Annotated in this window: 14 protein-coding genes; 6 read left to right on the plus strand and 8 right to left on the minus strand. The window is 67.9% G+C overall.

The features are described 5' to 3' along the window. Positions 1 to 1,479, minus strand: coding sequence for a DHA2 family efflux MFS transporter permease subunit (locus tag AC3WS6_RS07860; protein ID WP_492500484.1), 1,479 nt, complete (start codon positions 1,477 to 1,479; stop codon positions 1 to 3). Positions 1,480 to 1,652: 173 nt separating this feature from the next. On the opposite strand from AC3WS6_RS07860, the gene AC3WS6_RS07865 reads away from it, so the two are divergent. Beyond that, positions 1,653 to 3,698: an ABC transporter ATP-binding protein gene (locus AC3WS6_RS07865; RefSeq protein WP_492500485.1), complete on the plus strand. Its 2,046-nt coding sequence runs from the start codon at positions 1,653 to 1,655 to the stop codon at positions 3,696 to 3,698. Between the two features lie 51 nt (positions 3,699 to 3,749). Here the strand turns inward: AC3WS6_RS07865 and AC3WS6_RS07870 are convergent, their stop codons facing one another. Genes AC3WS6_RS07870 through AC3WS6_RS07900 form a run of 7 tightly spaced genes read right to left on the minus strand, consistent with a single transcriptional unit; the run spans position 3,750 to position 11,097 of the window. Then, entirely contained in the window at positions 3,750 to 4,547 is a 798-nt protein-coding gene (locus AC3WS6_RS07870) for an SDR family NAD(P)-dependent oxidoreductase (protein WP_492500486.1), read from the minus strand. Positions 4,548 to 4,567: 20 nt separating this feature from the next. Continuing rightward, entirely contained in the window at positions 4,568 to 5,515 is a 948-nt protein-coding gene (locus tag AC3WS6_RS07875; protein WP_492500487.1) for a glycosyltransferase family 2 protein, read from the minus strand. Positions 5,516 to 5,564: 49 nt separating this feature from the next. Next, positions 5,565 to 6,704, minus strand: coding sequence for a cysteine desulfurase family protein (locus AC3WS6_RS07880; RefSeq protein ID WP_492500488.1), 1,140 nt, complete (start codon positions 6,702 to 6,704; stop codon positions 5,565 to 5,567). A 4-nt stretch (positions 6,705 to 6,708) separates the two neighbouring features. After that, complete coding sequence (gene nadC, locus AC3WS6_RS07885; RefSeq protein WP_492500489.1) at positions 6,709 to 7,560, minus strand: carboxylating nicotinate-nucleotide diphosphorylase; 852 nt, start codon at positions 7,558 to 7,560, stop codon at positions 6,709 to 6,711. Then, positions 7,560 to 9,050 (minus strand): L-aspartate oxidase, encoded by a 1,491-nt coding sequence (nadB, locus tag AC3WS6_RS07890; RefSeq protein WP_492500490.1) that lies wholly within the window; start codon positions 9,048 to 9,050, stop codon positions 7,560 to 7,562. The genes nadC and nadB overlap by 1 nt, the downstream gene beginning before the upstream one ends. After that, a complete protein-coding gene (nadA, locus tag AC3WS6_RS07895; protein ID WP_492500491.1) occupies positions 9,047 to 10,384 on the minus strand; it encodes a quinolinate synthase NadA in 1,338 nt (445 codons plus the stop codon). Before nadA ends, nadB begins: the two co-directional genes overlap by 4 nt. Further along, positions 10,381 to 11,097: an NUDIX hydrolase gene (locus tag AC3WS6_RS07900; protein WP_492500492.1), complete on the minus strand. Its 717-nt coding sequence runs from the start codon at positions 11,095 to 11,097 to the stop codon at positions 10,381 to 10,383. The genes nadA and AC3WS6_RS07900 overlap by 4 nt, the downstream gene beginning before the upstream one ends. A 246-nt stretch (positions 11,098 to 11,343) precedes the next feature. On the opposite strand from AC3WS6_RS07900, the gene AC3WS6_RS07905 reads away from it, so the two are divergent. The 5 genes from AC3WS6_RS07905 to AC3WS6_RS07925 are packed head-to-tail and all read left to right on the plus strand — an operon-like array spanning position 11,344 to position 16,736. Continuing rightward, on the plus strand, positions 11,344 to 13,035 hold the full coding sequence (locus AC3WS6_RS07905) for an ABC transporter substrate-binding protein (protein ID WP_492500493.1): 1,692 nt from the start codon (positions 11,344 to 11,346) through the stop codon (positions 13,033 to 13,035). A gap of 39 nt (positions 13,036 to 13,074) precedes the next feature. Beyond that, positions 13,075 to 14,070 (plus strand): ABC transporter permease, encoded by a 996-nt coding sequence (locus tag AC3WS6_RS07910; RefSeq protein WP_492500494.1) that lies wholly within the window; start codon positions 13,075 to 13,077, stop codon positions 14,068 to 14,070. Beyond that, a complete protein-coding gene (locus AC3WS6_RS07915) occupies positions 14,063 to 15,043 on the plus strand; it encodes an ABC transporter permease (RefSeq protein WP_492500495.1) in 981 nt (326 codons plus the stop codon). Before AC3WS6_RS07910 ends, AC3WS6_RS07915 begins: the two co-directional genes overlap by 8 nt. Then, on the plus strand, positions 15,040 to 15,903 hold the full coding sequence (locus AC3WS6_RS07920) for an ABC transporter ATP-binding protein (RefSeq protein ID WP_492500496.1): 864 nt from the start codon (positions 15,040 to 15,042) through the stop codon (positions 15,901 to 15,903). The genes AC3WS6_RS07915 and AC3WS6_RS07920 overlap by 4 nt, the downstream gene beginning before the upstream one ends. After that, positions 15,900 to 16,736 (plus strand): ABC transporter ATP-binding protein, encoded by an 837-nt coding sequence (locus AC3WS6_RS07925; protein ID WP_492500497.1) that lies wholly within the window; start codon positions 15,900 to 15,902, stop codon positions 16,734 to 16,736. Before AC3WS6_RS07920 ends, AC3WS6_RS07925 begins: the two co-directional genes overlap by 4 nt. Positions 16,737 to 16,808: the final 72 nt, after the last annotated feature.

The raw sequence follows: 16,808 nt of genomic DNA on the forward strand, positions 1-16,808 counted from the left end.
TCAGTGCCCGCCGTGCACGCCGCCCGCGACGTCGTCTGCGGGCTTGCGGACGAACGCACTCAGTGCGACCGCGGCGAGCGAGATGATCGCGGCGATCAGGAATGCCATGCGCGCGCCGGGAGCGCCGGCGGCCGCAGCCTCGAGCCCCTCGGCCTCACCGGCGTGCAGGATGGCCGAGTAGGTCACAGTCAGCACGGCCACACCGGCTGCTCCGCCGACCTGCTGCAGCGTGTTGAGGACCGCCGAACCGTGCGAGTACAGCGAGCGCTGCAGCGACCCGAGCGAGGCGGAGAACAACGGCGTGAACGACATCGCAAGCCCGACCGACATGACCGCCTGAACGATGATCAGCACCCACCACACGGTGTGCTCGCCCACCGTCGAGTAGTAGAACAGGGCGGCGGACACGAAGATCGTTCCGGGGATCAGCAGCGGCCGCGTACCGCGCGCGTCGTAGAGACGGCCCATGACCGGACCCAGCAGGCCCATGAGGACCGAGCCCGGAAGCAGGATGAGTCCTGACTGGAGCGCGTTGAGTCCGGCGACGTTCTGCAGGTACTGAGGCAGCAGAGTCAGCGTGCCGAACATCGACAGCGCGAGGATCGTCATGATGATGACGGAGAACGTGAAGTTGACCGAGCGGAAGACGCGCAGATCGAGCAAGGCATCGTCACTGCGCTGCAGCACCAGCTGGCGCCAGACGAACAGCGCGAGAGCGATCGCGCCGACGACGAGCGAGGTCACTCCGACGACCTCCCCGGACCCTCCGTGACCACCGAACTGACTCAGACCGAAGACGATGCCGCCGAAGCCGAGAGCGGCCAGCGGGATCGAGATCACATCGAGCGGCACGTCGCGGGTCTCGCCGAGGTTCGTCATCCACTTCGCGCCCATGAGCAGCGACACGATGGCGATCGGCAGAACGATCGCGAAGAGCGCGCGCCAGTTGAGCGTCTCGAGGACGGCGCCCGCGAGTGTCGGGCCGATGGCCGGCGCCAGCGAGATGACGAGACCGACGCGGCCCATCATGCGACCTCGCGACTGCGGCGGGACGACGTTCATGATCGTGGTCATCAGCAGCGGCATCATGATTCCGGTGCCGGCCGCCTGGATCACTCGACCGGCGAGAAGCACCTCGAACCCGGGGGCGATCATCGCCACGAGAGTGCCCGCGGAGAATGCGGTCATCGCCGCGATGAAGACCTGGCGGGTGGTGAGCCGCTGCAGGATGAAGCCGGTCGTGGGAATGACCACGGCCATGGTCAGCATGAACGCGCTCGTGAGCCACTGGCCGAGCTCCGGCGGGATGCCGAGGTCGGCGTTGAGGTGCGGGATCGCGATCCCCATCGTGGTCTCGTTGAGGATCGCGACGAACGCGGCCACCAGCAGCAACCAGATGACGCGCATGTCACTGCGGGCGATCTCGCCCGAGGCGGTCGTGGGTGGTGTGGTGATCGAACCGGTGTCGACGGCAGACATGCGGCCTCCTGGGCACAGCAGAGAAGAGGGAGGGAGCGCGCGAGTGCGCGGGGACAATTCAGCGTAACCACAGGTTCGGACATTTCATTCCGGATTCGGGTGAATCCGCTCTCGGCGGGGCCCGATGCCGAAGAGCGGCCCGTGGTGTCTGCGGCGCTGACTACGCTGACTCCATGAGCATGGGTGGGATGCACGGCGGCTTCCGCCGCGTGGATGAAGACACGCAGCGTCGCCTCAACGCCGACGCACCTCGGATCAGCGGGCTCGGTGCGAGGGTGGTCGCACTGTTCAAGCCTTACAAGTGGCGCATCGCGATCACCGGCATCCTGGTCGTCCTCGGCGCCGGCATCGCAGTGATCCCGCCGCTCATCGTGCAGCGCATCTTCGACGATGCGCTGTTCCCGGTCGACGGCGGCGGACCCCAGCTGGAACTGCTGATCCGGCTCGTGTCTGCGATGGTCGGACTCTTCCTCCTCTCCGCCGTGCTCGGAGTGGCGCAGACATGGCTCACGTCGACCGTCGGCAACAGCGTCACGGGAGACCTGCGCGTGCGGCTGTTCGAGCACCTGCAGGCGATGGAGCTGGGCTTCTTCACCCGCACAAAGACGGGAGTCATCCAGTCGCGGCTGCAGAATGACGTCGGCGGCGTCTCGGGCGTTCTGACCAACACCGTCACCAGCATCCTCGGCAACGTCGTCACCGTCATCGCCTCTCTGGTCGCGATGATCCTGATCGACTGGCGCCTGACGCTGATCGCGGTCGTCCTGATGCCGTTCCTCATCGTCGTGCAGCGACGCGTCGGCCAGGTGCGAGCGCGCATCGCCGGAGAGACGCAGGAGTCGCTGTCGGAGCTCACCTCGATCACCCAGGAGACGCTGAGCGTCTCGGGGATGCTGCTGTCGAAAGCATTCAATCGTCAGCGCACCGAGTCGCAGCGATACCAGGCGGAGAACCGCAACCAGGTGCGGCTGCAGGTGCGCAGGGCGATGAGCGGTCAGGGGTTCTTCGCCGTCGTGCAGGTGCTCATGGCAAGCGTGCCGGCGGTCATCTACCTGGTCTCCGGATACCTGATAGCGGGCGGCACCGGAGCGATCACGGCCGGAACGGTCGTGGCGTTCACGACCGTGCAGGCTCGCTTGCTGCAGCCGCTCATGGGGCTCATGCGAGTGTCGCTCGATCTGCAGACCTCGTCGGCGCTGTTCGCCCGGATCTTCGAGTACCTCGATCTGGTGCCCGAGATCCGGGATGCTCCACACGCCATCGCGGTCGACGCGGCGCCGGGTCCCCGTGGTCGCATCGAGTTCCGCGATGTCGTGTTCCGTTACCCGGATGCGGCGCCGGATGCTCGTCCCACGCTGCAGGGCGTGTCGTTCGTCGCGGAGCCCGGGCAGCATGTGGCCTTCGTGGGTCCGTCGGGGGCGGGAAAGACCACGGTGCTCTACCTCGCCCCGCGACTGTATGAGGCGCATGGCGGGGCCGTGCTTTTCGCCGGAGAAGACGTGCGTTCACTCACGCAGGAGTCGATCATCGACAACGTGGGGATCGTGTCGCAGGAGACCTATCTCTTCCATGCGACGATCCGTGAGAACCTGCTGTACGCCAAGCCGGATGCCACCGAAAGCGAGATGGTCGCGGCGTGCACCGCGGCGAACATCCACCACATCATCGCGGGGTTCGAGCACGGCTACGACACCGTGGTCGGCGAGCGCGGCTACAGGCTCTCGGGAGGTGAGAAGCAGCGCATCGCGATCGCACGCGTGCTGCTCAAGGACCCGCCGGTGCTGCTGCTCGACGAGGCGACCTCGGCGCTCGACACCGTGTCGGAGCGGGTCGTGCAGGAGGCACTCGACGAGGCGGCCAAGGGCCGCACCACGCTGACGGTCGCGCATCGGCTCTCGACCGTGATCGGCGCCGACACCATCCACGTGCTCGAGGCCGGCCAGATCGTCGAGTCCGGCACGCACGCGCAGTTGATGGCGCAGAACGGGCTCTACGCCGAGTTGGCGGCACAGCAGGTCGCCGCGTCGCGGGTGATCGACACCGAAGCTGTGATCGAAGAGGCGGTCACCGGGGGAGTGGCTGCGGCCCTCGCGCATCGCCGTGCCGATCGTGCACCCGACGACTCCGCGGGTGCCGACGCGGTCGCGGCCCTGACGGCGCCCGTGCCGCTGCTGGACTCACCACGACCCGATGAGCGGGTCTATCCGGCGGAGATCTGAACGACGGCCGGCGGTGCGACCGGCGGCACGACGGCAGGGCGGCCCCGCGGATCAGTGCACCGACAGACCGCCGTCGATGAAGAGCGACTGCCCCGTCACGTAGGAGGAGCCCGCGCCCGCGAGGAAGACGGCTGCGCTCGCGAAGTCGGAGGGGAGGCCGTTCCGACCGACCATGGTCCGCGCGGCGAGTGCGGAGACCTGGGCCGGATCCTCCTGCAGCCGGGCGTTCAGAGGGGTCAGCACGAAGCCCGGCACCAGAGCGTTGCTCGTCACGCCGGTGCCGCCCCACGCCTCGGCCTCGGAGCGCACGAGCGACTCGACGGCGCCCTTCGACACACCGTAGACACCGCTGCCCACGAACGCGCGGTGCGCCTGCTGCGACGAGATGTGGATCAGTCGGCCGTATCCGCGCTCTGCCATGCCGGTCGCGAACGTCTGGCCCAGAAGGAACGGGGCGAGCGCGTTCACGGTCATCGTCGCATCCCAGTCGGCCTCGGTGATCTCGGCGAACGGAGGGCGGATGTTGATGCCGGCCGAGTGGACCACGATGTCGGGGGCACCGAACGGCACAGCCGCGGCATCGGCGACTGCGCGGATCCCTTCGCGGGTGCCCAGATCGCCCACGACCCCGGCCGCGATGCATCCCGCATCCGTCAACGCCTGCACGGTCGAGGTGATGCGGGACTCGCCCCGCGCCACGATCACGGTCGACGCGCCGGCTCGTGCGAGAGCCGTCGCGATGCCGTGGCCGATGCCCGAGCTGCCGCCGGTCACGACCGCGGTGCGTCCTGCGAGCGAGAAGAGATCCGCGAGGTAGTCGGCGGTGTTCGTGTGGCGCGCGTGGTTCATGGGGCTCCTGCGTGTGTCGCTCACCAGGCCAGTGCGGTGGTGATCGTGGGGTCCGGGCGGACATGGGCGAACTCGGGAAGCTCCTCCAGCTCGGCCACGAAGGCAGTCACCGCAGCCGCGTACGCGGGATCGGGGTGAGTGCCCGCGATGTCGATCAGAGGGGGCAGGTCCATCGCCAGGATCAGCTCGAGTCTGGCTCTGACGGCCTCGGTCGCGCCGGCCTCGTGCAGAATCCGGATGCCGCCGCGCAGCGCCCCCAAGTAATCACGCAGCACGGGGAGCTGCGCTTTGCCCTGCGTGATCGATGTGCCGTCGGCGCGGAGTCGCCAGCGCACCACGACATCGGGGATCACGTCGAAGGCCCGAGCCCTCGTGTACATCGACTGGGCGACGAGCTGGTCTTCGTAGGCGACGCCCTCCGGGAACCGCAGATCGTGCCACAGGTGAAGCCGACTGATCTTCGACCACGCGACGATGTTCGCGCTGGCATCCGGATGCTCATGGATCGTCGTGCCGAGACGCTCGGGATCCGTGGCGGCCGACACCCAGGGCTGCACGCGGCCGGGCGCATAGCGTCGGCCGTCGAACCGGGTGCGCACGTAGGCGCCGGCGACGAAGTCGCTGCCGGTCTCGGCGATGGTTCCGGTGAGACGCTCGAGGGCGGTGGGAGTCAGCTCGTCGTCGCCGTCGAGGAAGCCGACCAGCGGGGTGTCGACGGCGTCCAGCGCCACGTTCCGGGCCGCCCCCAACCCGCGGGAGGCCTCGTGCGCGATGAACCGGAACCGTCGATCGTCCGCTGCGGCGGCACGGAAGATGGCGCCGGTGTCGTCGCTCGACCCGTCGTCGACGAGGATCGCGTTCCAGCGCTGCTCGGTCTGCGAGCGCAGCGAATCGAGCGCAGCCGGAGCGAAGCCGGCGATGTCACGCCCAGGGACGATCACGGTCACGAGGGGCGAGGCTGCGGTCACCAGCCGAGTCTATGACCGCTCGGCCGGCGGAGCGCGCGGCGCACCCTGCTCACGCGTGGCCGACGCTGCGCACGGAATCGGCGACGAGCGCAGCGAGCTTGTCCGGGGCGCCGTCGGGCAGCGGTTCGCGGCCGAACGTGAAGCGCACGGATGTCTGCGCGAGCTGCGGATCGATGCCGCAGGCGAGGAGCACGTGCGAGGGCTCGTCGCTGCCCGCCGCACACGCCGAGCCGCTCGACGACACGACGCCCCGCCGCTCCAGCTCCAGGAGCGCGGCCTCGCCGCTCACGCCCTCGAAGGTGAACGACGCGGTGCCCGGGAGGCGTTCCTGCGGATGCCCGGTGAGTGCTGCTCCGGGCACGAGTGCGCACACGCGATCGATGAAGCGACGCGTCGCGGCTCCCACCCGGGTCGCGGCGATCTGCCGCTCCGCGTCAGCGAGCTCGAGAGCGGTCGCGAGGCCCACGGCGCCTGCGACGTTCTCGGTGCCCGAGCGGCGGCCGCGCTCCTGGCCGCCGCCGTGCAGCAACGGCTCCAGCTGCACTCGACCCCGCACTCCGAGGGCGCCGATGCCCTTGGGGGCGCCGAGCTTGTGACCGGCGATCGCCACGGCATCCGCGCCCGATCCCCCCAGCGCGAGCCAGCCCGCCGACTGCACCGCGTCCACGTGCACGGGGACACGCGCCTCGTGCGCGACAGCTGTCAGCTCGGAGAGCGGCTGAATCGTGCCGATCTCGTTGTTGGCGTGGCCGAGTGCCACGAGCGCAGTGTCTTCGCGCAGAGCCTTGGCCAGTGACTCCGGCGCAATCCGTCCTGTCCTGTCCACGGGCACATGCGTCACGACGACGCCGTGGAAGCGCCGCAGATACTCGGCGGACTCGAGGATCGACTCGTGCTCGATCGGCGACACCACCAGATGGCGACGATTCTCGGCAAGGGCGGGCAGCACGATGCCCTTGACCGCGAGATTGTTCGCCTCGGTGCCGCCTCCCGTGAAGACGATGTCACCCGTGCGCATGCCGAGGAGACGCGCGACGCGTGCGCGTGCATCCTCGAGCGCGCTCGCCGCAGCCTCGCCGACCGTGTGGTGGCTCGACGGATTCCCGAACACGCCCGTCAGATAGGGGGTCATGGCCTCCAGGACCTCTCGGCGCACCGGTGCCGTGGAGGCATGATCGAGATAGATCACCGGCTCAGTCGATCCTGACGTCGAGGCCGAGATCGAGGGCGCGAGCGGAGTGGGTGAGCGCACCGACCGAGATCACCTCGACCCCGGTCGCGGCGATGTCGCCGACCGTGGCCAGGGTGACTCCGCCCGAGGCCTCGACCTGGGCGCGGTCGCCGATCAGCGCGACGCCTTCGCGCAGATCGTCGAGCGAGAAGTTGTCGAGGAGCACCGTGTGCGCGCCTCCCTCGAGAACCTCGGAGATCTGGTCGAGTCGGTCGACCTCCACCACGACGTGGGTCGTGTGGGGGAGCCGTGCGAGGGCCTCTCGCAGCGCGGTCGAGAGATCGGCGCCCGAGCGCTTCAGCACCGCGAGGTGGTTGTCCTTGGCCATCACCGCGTCGGACAGCGAGTACCGGTGGTTGTATCCGCCGCCGCTCACGACCGCGTGTCGCTCGAACGCGCGCAGCCCTGGAGTGGTCTTCCTCGTGTCGGCGATCCGCGCGCGCGTCGAAGCCACGGCTCGCACGTACGAGGCGGTGATGGTGGCGATGCCGCTCATGCGCTGAGTGAAGTTCAGAGCGATGCGTTCGGCGGTCAGGATGCTGCGGGCCGCACCCGAGACCGAGGCGAGCACGTCTCCGCTCGAGAACTCGTCGCCGTCGCCGACGTGCACGTCGATCCTGAGGCTCGCGTCCGTGAGGGCGAAGGCGGCCGTGAAGACATCGCCGCCGCTGAAGACCCCGGGCTCGCGCGCGACCAGGTCGGCCGTGGCGGTGGCGTCGACAGGCAGCAGAGCCGAGCTGGTGAGGTCGCCCCAGGGCGCATCCTCTTCGAGCGCTGCGCCGACGACGCGGGTGATGATGGCGGGTGTGAGCATCAGACGGTCTCCAAGACGGCGGGGGCGGTTTCGAGGTGGTGCGACCCCACGGATTCGGTTCGAGCACGAGCAGCGGATGTCACGGCCCCCGCCAGTGCCAGCAGGTTCGCGTCCTCGTGGTCGAGGATGCTGCGCACGGAGCGCGGCTCCGCCGCCCACTGCGTGATGGTGTCGTGAGCGCGGCGGAGCCCGGCGGGGGTGCGGATGAGCCCGACTTCGTCCCACATCAGCTGCTGCAGCGCCGAACGGGAGAACGGGGCGTTGCTGCCTGTCTCAGACCTGTCGTCGAAGACGCCGGGGAGCTGTGCGCGGTTCTTCGAGGCTGTGCGCCACGGCAGCCCGAGAGCTGCGGCGGCGCGGGCCCCGAAGACAGCGCCCTCGAGCAGGGAGTTGGAGGCGAGACGATTGGCGCCGTGGACTCCGGTGCGCGCGGTCTCGCCGACGGCGAAGAGTCCGGTGAGGGACGTGCGACCGTCGACATCCGTCACGACGCCGCCCATCAGGTAGTGCGCGGCAGGAGTGACCGGGATGGGCTCGGTCGACCAGTCGAATCCGCGCTCTCTGGTCACGCGGTCGATCGTCGGGAATCGATGGCCGAGCGTCTCGGCGCCCAGCATCGTGGCGTCCAGCCGCACCGGCGATCCCTGCGCGGCGGCCCGTCGCGCGATCGCCCTCGCGACGACATCGCGCGGTGCGAGCTCTCCATCGGGATGGCTGTCGAAGGTGAAGCGACGGCCGTCGTCGTCGATGAGTGTCGCCCCCTCGCCGCGAACCGCCTCGGACACGAGGAACGCCGGCCCCGTGCCGAGGATCGTCGGATGGAACTGCACGAACTCGAGGTCGGCCACATCTGCACCGGCCCGCAACGCAGCGGCGATGCCATCGCCTGTCGTCCCCGCGGGATTCGTTGTGTGCGCATAGAGGTGACCGGCCCCGCCGGTCGCGAGGATCACCGCGTCGGCGTCGAGCTGGGGGGCCCCGTCGTCGATCAGCACGCGCACGCCGCGCACGGCGCCGTCGTTCACGTGCAGATCCAGGAGGAACGCGTTCTCGACCACGGCGATGTGTGCCGCGCGGGTCGCCGCGACGAGGGCTCGCGCGATCTCGGCTCCCGTGGCATCTCCACCCGCGTGCACGATGCGCGCTCGACTGTGCGCAGCCTCGCGTCCGCGACGCAGCACGCCGTCCGCGGATCGGTCGAACGCCACGCCACGCGCGATCAGTTCCGCGATCCTCGCGCCGGCGCCGTCGACGAGTACCTCGACCGCTGTGGCATCGGCCAGTCCGGCGGACGCCGCCATCGTGTCCTCCGCGTGCAGCGCGGGGGAGTCATCGGGGCCGTATTCTCCGGCCACGCCGCCCTGTGCGTACCCCGTGCAGCCGTCGCCGAGCGCTCCCTTCGTCACCACCGTGACGGAGTGGCCACGCTCCTGTGCGTGCAGCGCCGCGGTCAGCCCGCCGATCCCCGAGCCGACCACGATCACCCTCATCGGGCACCCGCAGCCGCCGGGGGCTTCGCCGCCAGCATCCGCTCCAGCGCCACACGCGCGGGATCCGCCACGTCCGACGTCACGGTGATGCGATTCGGCGTTCGCCCTGCGACGAGCTCCTCCAGCACCCACGCCAGATACCCGGGGTGGATCCGATACATCGTCGAGCACGGGCAGACCACCGGATCCAGGCAGAAGATCTCATGCTGGGGGAACTGCGCCGCCAGCCGACGCACGAGGTTGATCTCCGTGCCGATCGCGAAGGACGTGGGTTCGGACGCCGCGGCGATCGCCCGGCGGATGTAGTCGGTCGATCCCGCCTCGTCGGCCGCGTCGACGACATCCATCGGGCATTCCGGGTGCACGATCACCCGCACGCCCGGGTGCTCGGCCCGTGCCTCGTCGATCTGGGCGACCGTGAAACGGCGGTGCACGGAGCAGAATCCGTGCCACAGGATCACGCGAGAGTCGACGAGATCCGCCGCGGACGAGCCGCCGAGCGCTTTGCGCGGGTTCCACATCGGCATCTTCGCGAGAGGCACGCCCATCGCCTTCGCGGTGTTGCGGCCGAGATGCTGGTCGGGGAAGAACAGCACCCGGTGACCGCGTTCGAACGCCCACTCGAGCACTGTCTGCGCGTTCGACGAGGTGCAGACGATGCCGCCGTGGCGCCCGACGAAACCCTTGATGGCGGCGGAGGAGTTCATGTAGGTCACGGGGATCACCGGCACCCGACCGTCCTGATCCTCCGCGTCCAGATCTCCGAGCACGTCGGCGAGCTGCTCCCAACAGTCCTCGACCTGATCGATGTCGGCCATGTCGGCCATCGAGCATCCGGCGGCGAGATTGGGGAGGACCACGGCCTGATCGGCACCGGAGAGCAGGTCCGCGGTCTCGGCCATGAAGTGCACACCGCAGAAGACGATGGCGTCGGCGTCCGGCCGTTCCTTGGCCGCTGTGGCGAGCTGGAACGAGTCGCCCACGTAGTCGGCGTGACGCACGACTTCCTCGCGCTGGTAGAAATGACCGAGGATCACTGCGCGGTCGCCGAGCGTCGCCTTGGCAGACCTGATGCGGGCGTCGAGTTCGTCCTCGTCCGCGTCACGGTACGCGGCCGGGAGCTCTCCCTGTCGCGGTGCGCCGGTGGGGATCACATCGCCCATCGAGGAACCAGGGCCGTATCCGGGTCGGGAGTCGAAGTCCCACGGGCCGACGGCGAGATCGGTGGTGCAGGTGGCATCGGTCGACGCGCCCGACACGATCGACCGGATCATGTGGTCGACGGACGGGTCTGCGGGAGGCACGGCGGGAGTCGGGACGAAGGTGATGCTCATCGGATGCTCGTTTCCTCGGGGCCGAGCGGGCCGTGATCGGCCAGCTCGACATCGGTGTTGTAGCGGTAGAGGCGCGCAGGACGGTGGCTGCCGGTGCGGAATCGATCGGTGGGCAGCAGGTTGCCCGCTGACTCGACCTGTCGCCGGAAGTTGGCCGGGTCCAGGTGTTTCCCGAGGATCGCCTCGTAGGCCTCTCGGAGCTCCGCCAGGGTGAACTCGGCGGGCAGGAATCCATGCGCGACGCGGCTGTAGCCGACCTTGTTGCGCAGTCGCCAGAGTGCGTAGTCCACGATCTTGGCGTGGTCGAACGCGAGCGGCGGAAGCTCGTCGAGGTCGAACCAGCGCACGTTCTCGGGTGCCTGGCCGGATGCGCGGTGCGCGGCACTCTGTGCGTCGACGTCGTCCTGCCGCAGCAGCGCCCAATACACGATCGACACCACTCGGGTGGGGGAGCGGTCGACGGCACCGAAGGCGTAGAGCTGCTCGAGATAGCTCGGGGTCAGCCCCGTGGTCTCCGCGAGGGTGCGGGCGGACGCGTCGACGGGAGATTCGGCGGGGGTGAGCCATCCGCCGGGAAGCGCCCACTGATCGGCGAAGGGTTCTCGGGTGCGCAGCACGAGCGGCAGTGCGAGCACCGCGCGGCCGTCACCCGTGCGGCGCAGAGTGAGGATCACCGTGGATACGGCGACATCGATGCCGGAGCTTTGAGTCATAGGTACCTTAACCTCCCGAGTCGATCTTAGTGTCATAGCGACCCTTAGTGCACCTTCGTGACGGGACGGTGGTCGAGTCCGAAACGTTATATGCCGGTGTTCTGAACCCTTGTCGCACGAAAAGGGATTTGTTAGGTTACTGTCCTAACAAATCCCTTTCCCTGGGATCTGTCACGAGCCCCACCTCCGGGGCTCGGCTCCATCCGGAGATCCCTCCTGCAGTGCAGCACCGAGAGGAAATACAGAATGATCCGTAACGGAAGGCGCAAGATCGCGCTCACCGCTGTGGCGGGGGCATCCGTCCTCGTCCTGGGTTTGACCGCGTGCGGCGCGGGCGGCGGCAACGAGGGGAGCGGTGGCGACGGCGACCGCGCACTTCGAGTGTGGGCCGGCAGCCAGACCCCGATCACCGCGAACTACAACCCGTTCGCCCCCACCGTGCTGCACGGCGCGCTCGGGCCGATCTACGAGCCGCTGTTCTTCTTCAACAAGACGGCGGACTCCGAGCCCGTCGGCCTGATCGGAGACTCGTACGAGTACAACGAGGACGGCACGGCGATCACGATCGCCATCAAGCCCGACCTCAAGTGGAGCGACGGCGAGCCGTTGACCGCCGCCGATGTCGCGTTCTCCTTCAACTACGAGGCGAACAACCCGGAAGGCAACGGTCTCGTCTCGGCGGAGGCGACCGACGACACGACGGTCGTCCTCACGTACACGACCGCGCAGTACACGACCGAGTTCCAACGCCTCGGCTCGACCTACATCCTCCCCGAGCACATCTGGTCCGAGGTCAGCGACTTCGCGAACTTCGCCAACGAAGAGCCGGTCGGGTCCGGTGCCTACGTGGTCGACAAGACGACGAGCGAGTCGTACACGCTCGTCGCCAACGAGAACTTCCGCGACGCCGACGACCTCGGAGTCAAGAAGGTCCAGTACATCGCGGTCGACAACAACCAGACCGCACAGGACCTGCTCGCCGCCGGCAAGCTCGACTGGACGGGCATGTTCATCCCGAACCCGGACGATGTCACGGGCAACGGTGCGATCGACTGGATCAACACCCCGCAGGACCCGACCGTGCTCTACACCTGCTCCAACGCCGAGCTCGGCTGCACCGGTCCGCAGACCGATGTCGCGGTGCGTCAGGCGCTCAACGTCGCGATCGACCGTGCGGCCATCAAGGACAAGGCGTTCGTCGGTCTGACCGGCGACATCTCGCCGACATTCGCGCTGCTGCCTCGTGACGAGAAGTGGGTCGCGGACTCCGCCAACGAGGTCAGCCCGCAGGAGGCGAACGCCGCCGAGGCGGGCGAGATCCTCGAGGCTGCCGGGTACACCAAGGACGGCGACTTCTACTCCAAGGACGGCAAGCCGCTCGAGCTCAGCCTGATCTCCGTCGACGGGTGGACCGACTACAACGATGCGGCCAAGCTGATCGCCGAGCAGGCAGCGGCGGCCGGCATCAAGGTCACGGCATCCACGGTGCAGTGGCAGGAGTTCTCGGACGCCCGTCAGGGCGGCGACTTCCAGCTGATCGTCGGTGGAGTCATCGGCACGTCGGTGGCCGACCCGTTCCAGATCTACCGCGACTGGTTCGGCGGCACGACCGTCGGCTCCACTTCAGCCGTGGGCTCCGAGGTCCCCGCCGGACGCTGGAACTTCAGCCGCTACAGCAACCCCGTCGTCGACGAGGCGGTCCAGGCCGCGGTCAGCACGAATGACGAGGCGGAGAAGAAGGAGCTGTACGGAACGATCCAGACCGAGATCGTCCGCGACCTGCCGTACATCCCGCTGGTGATCAATGCGACGCAGACCTTCTACAACACGAAGGACTTCACGGGCTGGCCGACGGAGGAGGACCTCTACGCCTTCCCGCCGTCCTGGGGCGCGATCGCGGCGGGCTACATCCTGACGCAGCTCGAGCCGGCGAACTAATCGAATGGAGTCGGGGGAGCAGGAAGCACGGTCAGTGACATGAAGTTCTATGCACGGAGAATCGGGTTCTACGCGTTCACGCTATGGGCCGCGATCTCACTCAACTTCCTGCTTCCCCGGCTCATGCCGGGGAACCCGGCGGACATCATGATCGCCAAGATGCAGCGAGCGGGCGGCGAGGTCTCCGAGACCACGATCCGCAACATCAAGCTCCTGCTCGGCGGCGATGACTCGTCCCTCTGGGAGCAGTACATCGCGTACTGGGGACGGATGTTCCAGGGCGACCTGGGCATCTCCGTCACCAAGTTCCCGGCACCTGTCAGCGAGCTGATCGGGCAGGCGCTGCCCTGGACGCTGATCCTCGTCGGCACGGTGACCGTCATCTCGTTCATCCTCGGCGTCGTGCTCGGCGCCTGGGCCGGATGGAAGCGCGGCACCTGGGTCGACCACCTCATCCCGGCGACCACCGTGCTGCAGTCCATCCCGTACTTCTGGATGGCTCTGCTGCTCGTCTCCGTCTTCGCGGTCGGACTCGGCTGGTTCCCGATCTTCGGAGGCTACGACGTCTTCGATTTCCCGGACGGCCCCGAACCGACGTGGGCGTTCTTCACGAATGCGCTGTCACATGCCGTCCTCCCCGCGCTGACCATCGTGCTGTCGTCGGTCGGTGGGTGGATGTTCGGCATGCGCAACATGATGGTGCAGACCATGGCCGAGGACTACGTCCTCACGGCCGAGGCCAAGGGGCTGAGGCCCCGCCGCATCATGACCACGTATGCGGCCCGGAACGCCGCGATCCCCTCGATCGCCGGCTTCTCGATCACGTTGGGATTCGTGGTCGCCGGTTCGATCGTGATGGAGCAGGTGTTCACCTACCCGGGTATCGGCAAGCTGATGTTCCAGGCGGTCACGAACAACGACTACGCGCTGATGCAGGGCTTGTTCCTCGTCATCACCATCACCGTGCTCGCCGCCAACTTCATCATGGACCTCGTCTATGGCTTCATCGACCCGAGGGCTCGCCAGAATGTCTGACACCGAGAACGCAGTGCTGATCACCAAGGATCAGCCCATGACCCAGCCCGCGAGCACCATCTCGCTGGCCACGCAGCGCGGACGCAAGCGTCGCCGCATCCTGCCGAGCACATCTCCGAAGTTCATCGTCGGCGCGACGCTCGTACTCGCGATCGTCCTCTTCGCGATCATCGCCCCGATGTTCTCGCAGGACCCGCGAAGCACCGACAACCCGGCTCTGCTGCCTCCGTCGTCGGAGCACTGGCTGGGTACCACGAAGCTCGGCAACGACATGTTCGCGCAGCTCGCAGTCGGCGCCCAGGGCTCTCTGCTCGTCGGCGTGGTCGCCGGCGGTATCGCGATCGTCCTCTCGCTGCTGTTCGGCGTCCTTGCGGGGTACCTCGGCGGTTGGCGGGAAGACGCACTCGCACTTCTGACCAACGTCATGATCGTGATCCCGGGTCTGCCGCTGGTCATGGTGATCGCCTCTTTCGTCCCGCAGCGCACGTGGCAGCTCGTCGCGTTCGTGCTCGGGATCACGTCATGGGCCGGGGCGGCGTACGTCCTACGCCTGCAGACGCGTTCGTTGCGCACCCGCGACTACGTCTACGCGTCGAAGGTCGCGGGGGAGCGGTCGTTCCGCGTCATCCTCGTGGAGATCATGCCGAACCTGCTCCCGCTGCTCACCGCGCAGTTCCTGTTCGCGATCATCTTCGCGATCCTCGGGGAGGCCGGACTCTCGTACCTCGGGCTCGGCCCGACCTCGTCGATCACATGGGGCACGATCCTCAACGACGCGCAGTCCGGGCAGGCGCTCGGCCGCGGAGCCTGGTGGTGGTTCGTACCCCCGGGCGTCATGATCGCGATGCTCGGTGCCGGCCTCGCCCTGATCAACTTCGCGATCGACGAGGTCATCAACCCCAAGCTGCGCAATGCGCCGGATGCCGCTCGGCGCGTGCGCAAGGCCGCCAAGACGAAGGGGGTCGCCGCATGAGCGCTCCGGATGCCGTGCTCACGGCGCGCAACGTGTCGATCGAGTACGAGGTGGATCCGCCGGTGAAGGCCGTCCGCAACGTCTCTCTCACCCTCAACAGGGGGGAGATCCTCGGCCTCGCAGGGGAATCCGGGTGCGGCAAGACCACGCTCGCGTATGGGATGAACCGGCTGCTCAAGGCACCCGCGCTCATGACCAGCGGCGAGATCGTCTTCCATGACCGCGACGGGCACGACATCGACATCGTGGCGCTCGACGGCGAAGGGCTGCGCGCGTTCCGCTGGGACAAGATCTCGATGGTGTTCCAGGGGGCGATGAACTCGCTCAACCCGGTCATCAGCGTCAAGGCGCAGATCTTCGACATCTTCGACACACACCGACCGGGCATGTCCAAGAAGGACAAGCAGGCCAGAGCTGAAGAGCTCCTCACACTCGTCGGAGTCGATCCGTCGAGGTTGACGAGCTTCCCGCATGAGCTTTCCGGCGGCATGCGCCAGCGCATGATGATCGCCATGGCGCTCGCGCTCGACCCGCAGGTGATGATCATGGACGAGCCGACCACCGCGCTCGACGTGGTCGTGCAGCGCGGGATCATCCGCGAGATCATGCGGCTGCGCGAGCGCCTCGGCTTCGCGGTCATCTTCATCACACACGACCTGCCGATGCTGATCGAGATCAGCGATCGCATCGCCGTGATGCTGCAGGGCCAGATCGTCGAAGAGGGCACGGCTGAAGAGATCTACCGCACCCCGCAGCACGAGTACACGCAGAGGCTGCTCTCGAGCTTCCCCAGTCTCACCGGGGAGCGCGGCGACTTCGTCCGCACCGGCAACCAGCCCAGTCAGGAGGAGGTCCGATGAATGCTCCCACCCTCGAAGCGCGCAACCTGGTCAAGGACTTCACGCTGCGATCAGGCCTCAAGACGTCGATCCTGCACGCGGTGAAGGACGTCTCGTTCACGATCGAAGCGGGCAAGACGGTCGCGCTCGTCGGCGAATCGGGATCCGGCAAGTCGACGATCGCGCGGATGCTGATGAAGCTCGAGACTCCGACCAGCGGCCAGATCCTGCTCGACGGCAAGGACGCAGGGATGCGTGGCCGGGCGGTCGAGGAGTACCGCTCGCAGGTGCAGATGGTCTTCCAGGATCCTTTCGCCTCGTTGAACCCGTTCCACACGATCATCCATCATCTGGAGCGCCCGATCAGGCTCCACCACCCGAAGCTTTCTGGCCCAGAGGTGCGGGCGCGCGCGATCGAGCTGCTCGAGCGAGTGCGGCTGTCGCCCGGCGAGAGCTTCGCCGAGCGCCGTCCGCACGAGCTGTCGGGCGGTCAGCGACAGCGCGTCGCGATCGCGCGTGCGCTCGCCCCGGGGGCGCGGTTCATCGTCGCGGATGAGCCGGTCTCGATGCTCGACGTCTCGATCCGCCTGGGGGTGCTGAACCTGCTGGCGGATCTGCAGCGCGAAGAGAACCTCGGCGTGCTCTACATCACGCACGACCTCGCGACCGCACGGCATTTCAGTGACGAGATCATGGTGCTCTACAAGGGGGATGTGGTCGAGCGGGGGCCGGCCGACGAGGTGATCCTCAACCCGCAGCACGAGTACACGAAGACACTCCTGGGTGCCGCGCCCGAGCCCGAGAACCTCGGTCGTCTGCGTGACGAGGTGCGGGCGGAGCTCGCGGGGCTGTGAATGTCCGCCGCGACAGGGACGATGAGGGTGCACCTGTCGCGGCGGAGCCGAGCCGCTAGACTGTAGCCACAA

Source organism: Microbacterium sp. EB106-03-03-XG65, from assembly GCF_058791955.1.

Coding starts and splice junctions, on each gene's coding strand:
- AC3WS6_RS07925 (WP_492500497.1), top strand. CDS start 15,900: ATGAATGCTCCCACCCTCGAAGCGCGCAACCTGGTCAAGGACTTCACG.
- AC3WS6_RS07870 (WP_492500486.1), bottom strand. CDS start 4,547: ATGAACCACGCGCGCCACACGAACACCGCCGACTACCTCGCGGATCTC.
- nadC (WP_492500489.1), bottom strand. CDS start 7,560: ATGCTCACACCCGCCATCATCACCCGCGTCGTCGGCGCAGCGCTCGAA.
- AC3WS6_RS07910 (WP_492500494.1), top strand. CDS start 13,075: ATGAAGTTCTATGCACGGAGAATCGGGTTCTACGCGTTCACGCTATGG.
- AC3WS6_RS07865 (WP_492500485.1), top strand. CDS start 1,653: ATGAGCATGGGTGGGATGCACGGCGGCTTCCGCCGCGTGGATGAAGAC.
- nadA (WP_492500491.1), bottom strand. CDS start 10,384: ATGAGCATCACCTTCGTCCCGACTCCCGCCGTGCCTCCCGCAGACCCG.
- AC3WS6_RS07905 (WP_492500493.1), top strand. CDS start 11,344: ATGATCCGTAACGGAAGGCGCAAGATCGCGCTCACCGCTGTGGCGGGG.
- AC3WS6_RS07920 (WP_492500496.1), top strand. CDS start 15,040: ATGAGCGCTCCGGATGCCGTGCTCACGGCGCGCAACGTGTCGATCGAG.
- nadB (WP_492500490.1), bottom strand. CDS start 9,050: ATGAGGGTGATCGTGGTCGGCTCGGGGATCGGCGGGCTGACCGCGGCG.
- AC3WS6_RS07860 (WP_492500484.1), bottom strand. CDS start 1,479: ATGTCTGCCGTCGACACCGGTTCGATCACCACACCACCCACGACCGCC.
- AC3WS6_RS07900 (WP_492500492.1), bottom strand. CDS start 11,097: ATGACTCAAAGCTCCGGCATCGATGTCGCCGTATCCACGGTGATCCTC.
- AC3WS6_RS07915 (WP_492500495.1), top strand. CDS start 14,063: ATGTCTGACACCGAGAACGCAGTGCTGATCACCAAGGATCAGCCCATG.